3 protein-coding genes are annotated in these 3082 nt (G+C 72.5%); 2 read left to right on the top strand and 1 reads right to left on the bottom strand.

The features are described 5' to 3' along the window. Nucleotides 1–666, top strand: a 666-nt coding sequence (locus tag MXD58_RS23830) for a sigma-70 family RNA polymerase sigma factor (protein ID WP_374616579.1), incomplete at its 5' end; no start/stop codon positions are given. Between the two features lie 282 nt (nucleotides 667–948). Beyond that, nucleotides 949–1830, top strand: coding sequence for an HAD family hydrolase (locus tag MXD58_RS23835; RefSeq protein ID WP_248839618.1), 882 nt, complete (start codon nucleotides 949–951; stop codon nucleotides 1828–1830). 108 nt (nucleotides 1831–1938) lie between these two features. Here MXD58_RS23835 and MXD58_RS23840 read toward each other — a convergent pair whose 3' ends face one another. Further along, nucleotides 1939–2970: a lysophospholipid acyltransferase family protein gene (locus MXD58_RS23840; protein WP_250609965.1), complete on the bottom strand. Its 1032-nt coding sequence runs from the start codon at nucleotides 2968–2970 to the stop codon at nucleotides 1939–1941. Nucleotides 2971–3082: the final 112 nt, after the last annotated feature.

Here is a 3082-nt window from a genome sequence, read left to right on the forward strand (position 1 = left end):
GGCCTGGGCCGGGCGACGCCGTCGCCCGAGCGGGAGGGCAAGCCGCCGTTGCTGCGCCGCGCGCGCGCCGATCCGGCGGCGGCGTATGAGAACCCGGCGGCGCGGGAACGCGCGGCGCTCGTAGCCCGGGCCCGGGCGGGCGACACCCACGCATTCGGCCTGCTCTACGACCATTACGCCGAGCTGGTCTTTCGCTATGCCCTGTACCGCCTGAACGGAGATCTCGCCGCGGCCGAGGACATCGTCAGTGAGACGTTCCTGCGGGCCTTCCGGACGATTGGTGAGTTCCGCTGGCAGGGCCGCGACATCGGCGCCTGGTTCATCACCATCGCCCGGAACCTGGTCGTCGACCAGGCCCGGTCGGCCCGGCGGCGCCTGGAGATCCCGACCGCCGACCTCCGCGACGCCGCCGAGGGGACCACCGCTTTCGCCGTACCGGGGCCCGAGGAGTCGATCCTGGCCGGGCTGACCCACCGGGAACTGCTCGACGCGGTCCGCCGCCTGCTCCCCGACCAGCAGGAATGCGTGTCGCTGCGGTTCCTGGAAGGCATGTCCGTACGCGAGACCGCGCACGCGATGGGCCGGGGCGAAGGAGCCGTGCGCGCGCTGCAGCTGCGAGCCGTCCGCGCGCTCGCCCGCACGCTGGCCCAGGCGGGATCCGCCTGACCGGGCGTGCCGGGTCAGGCGGATCCCGCCGCAGTCGCGACCGATTACGCGGATCACATCGAGATCACGACACTATCGTTGCCACGTCGGCACCTTCGCGCGGTCAGATCCACGCTGCCTGCGGGGGACGGACACGGCGGCACCGTAGTGTGGCGACGTGCCGAGGGTCCGCCAGGCGGCCCGCCCGCCGAGGCGCTGGCGCCGGGGGCGCGGGCGGTGCCACCGGCCGACCGCGGTGGTCCGGGACCAGCGGATCCATCGCCGACCGCATGGAGATGACCGATGAGGGTTCGACGCAGGGGTGCGGCCGAGACCAGGCAGGCGGCCGAGGCGGCGGCGATCGCCGCCCTGAAGGTCGCCGCGGAGGAGGTTCCGCGCCCGCCGCTCGACGAGTCCACCGCAGCGTTCTTCGACGTCGACAACACGGTGATGGCCGGTGCGTCGATCTTCTACTTCGCCCGCGGCCTGGCCGCCCGGGACTTCTTCACCTCACGTGACCTCCTCCGCTTCGGCATGCAGCACGTCACGTACCGGCTGCGCGGCCAGGAGAACGCGGACGGGATCCGGGACGCGCGGGAGACCGCACTCGCCTTCGTCGCCGGGCGGTCGGTCGCCGAAATCGTTCGCTTCGGCGAGGAGATCTACGACGAGCGGATGGCCGAGCAGATCTACTCCGGCACGCACGCCCTCGCCCAGCAGCACCTCGACGCCGGGCAGCGGGTCTGGCTGGTGACGGCGACGCCGGTCGAACTGGCCTCGATCATCGCCCGGCGCCTCGGCCTGACCGGCGCCCTCGGCACGGTCAGCGAGGTCAGCGATGGTGCCTACACCGGCCGGCTGGTCGGCGGTCTGCTGCACGGCCAGGCCAAGGCCGAGGCGGTGCAGGCGCTCGCCGAACGGGAGGGGCTGGACCTGTCCCGGTGCTGGGCCTACTCCGACTCGATCAACGACCTGCCGATGCTCTCCCTGGTCGGCCATCCGGTGGCGATCAACCCGGACCCGGACCTCAAGGCCGTGGCCCGCGAGCGTGACTGGCCGATCAAGGACTTCCGCACCGCGCGGCGCGCAATCAAGATCGGCATTCCGGCGGCCGCGAGCGCAGGCGCACTGGCCGGTGGGGTGGTCGCCGGCATGGCGCTGCGCCGGCGGGTCGCCAGCGTCTAGCCGGCGGGACAGGGCGCGGCCAGAAGGTCAGGGGCTCACAGAAGGTTCAGGGGCCACAGAAGGTTCAGGGGCCACAGAAGGTTCAGGGGCCACAGAAGGTTCAGGGGCTCAGAAGAAGACCGAGCGACGCTCCATCAGCAGGCTGTAGAGGGTGTGCTGGATGGTCTCGCGGATGCTGTCGGTGAGTTCGAAGACGAGCATCGGGTCGTCCGCCGCCTCCGGCGGATAGCCGTCGGTCGGCACCGGCTCCCCGAACTCGATGAACCACTTCGACGGCAGCGGCACCAGACCGAGCAGGCCGAGCCACGGGAACGTGGGAGTGATCGGCAGGTAGGGCAGGCCGAGCAGACGGGCGAGGCTCCGCGCGTTGCCGATCATGGGGTAGATTTCCTCCGCCCCGACGACGGTGCACGGGATGATCGGCACGCCGGTACGCAGCGCCGCCGACACGAAGCCGCCGCGGCCGAAGCGCTGCAGCGTGTAGCGCTCGCGGAACGGTTTGCCCACTCCCTTGAAACCCTCCGGCCAGACGCCGACCAGGTGCCCGGCCCGCAGGAGCCGCTCCGCGTCCGGCTGGCAGGCCAGCGTGTTGCCGATCTTGCGCGCGAACGGAGCGAGGAACGGGACGGCGAAGACCAGGTCGGCGGCGAGCATCCGAAGGTTGCGGTGGGCCGGGTGGTGATCGAGGATCGCCATCGCCATCATCAGCGCGTCGACCGGCAGGGTGCCGGAATGGTTCGCGACCACCAGCGCTCCGCCGGTATCCGGGATGTTCTCCAGCCCGCGGGTCTCCACCCGGAAGTAGTCCCGGTAGACCGGCCGCAGCAACGGGGCGAGCAGGTGCTCGGTGAGATCCGCGTCGAACCCGTGCTCGTCGATCACGTAGTCGCCGGTGATCCGCCGGCGCACGAAGGCCAGCATCCCCGCGAGGGCGGCCTCCAGCTCGCCGGCCACCGCCGCCGCCGGCTCGTCCGAATCGTCGATGCCGCTACCCTCCCTGCCATCTGCCGGATCCGGACCCTGCGACGGCTGCTCAGGAACCCGTCGGTCGACCCCGGTCGGGCCCGCGTCCATTGGCTCGCCGGCCGGTACGTCCCGGGCGGGCAGGTCCCGCGACGGTGCGCGACGGCGCGCGGGCACGCCGGGCTGGACCCGGGCGCGCCGACGGCGGACTGGGCGGGCGCCGGGGGGGCGGCGCCCCGCCGCTCGTCCGCCATCGCCTCGCTGACGCTCAAAACCCCGGACCCGCCGC

It is taken from the genome of Frankia sp. AgKG'84/4, assembly GCF_023242965.2.
Lineage (GTDB): Bacteria > Actinomycetota > Actinomycetes > Frankiales > Frankiaceae > Frankia.

Bases quoted from the DNA above. Each gene is read 5' to 3' on its own strand.
- MXD58_RS23835 (WP_248839618.1), top strand. From the start codon at position 949: ATGAGGGTTCGACGCAGGGGTGCGGCCGAGACCAGGCAGGCGGCCGAG.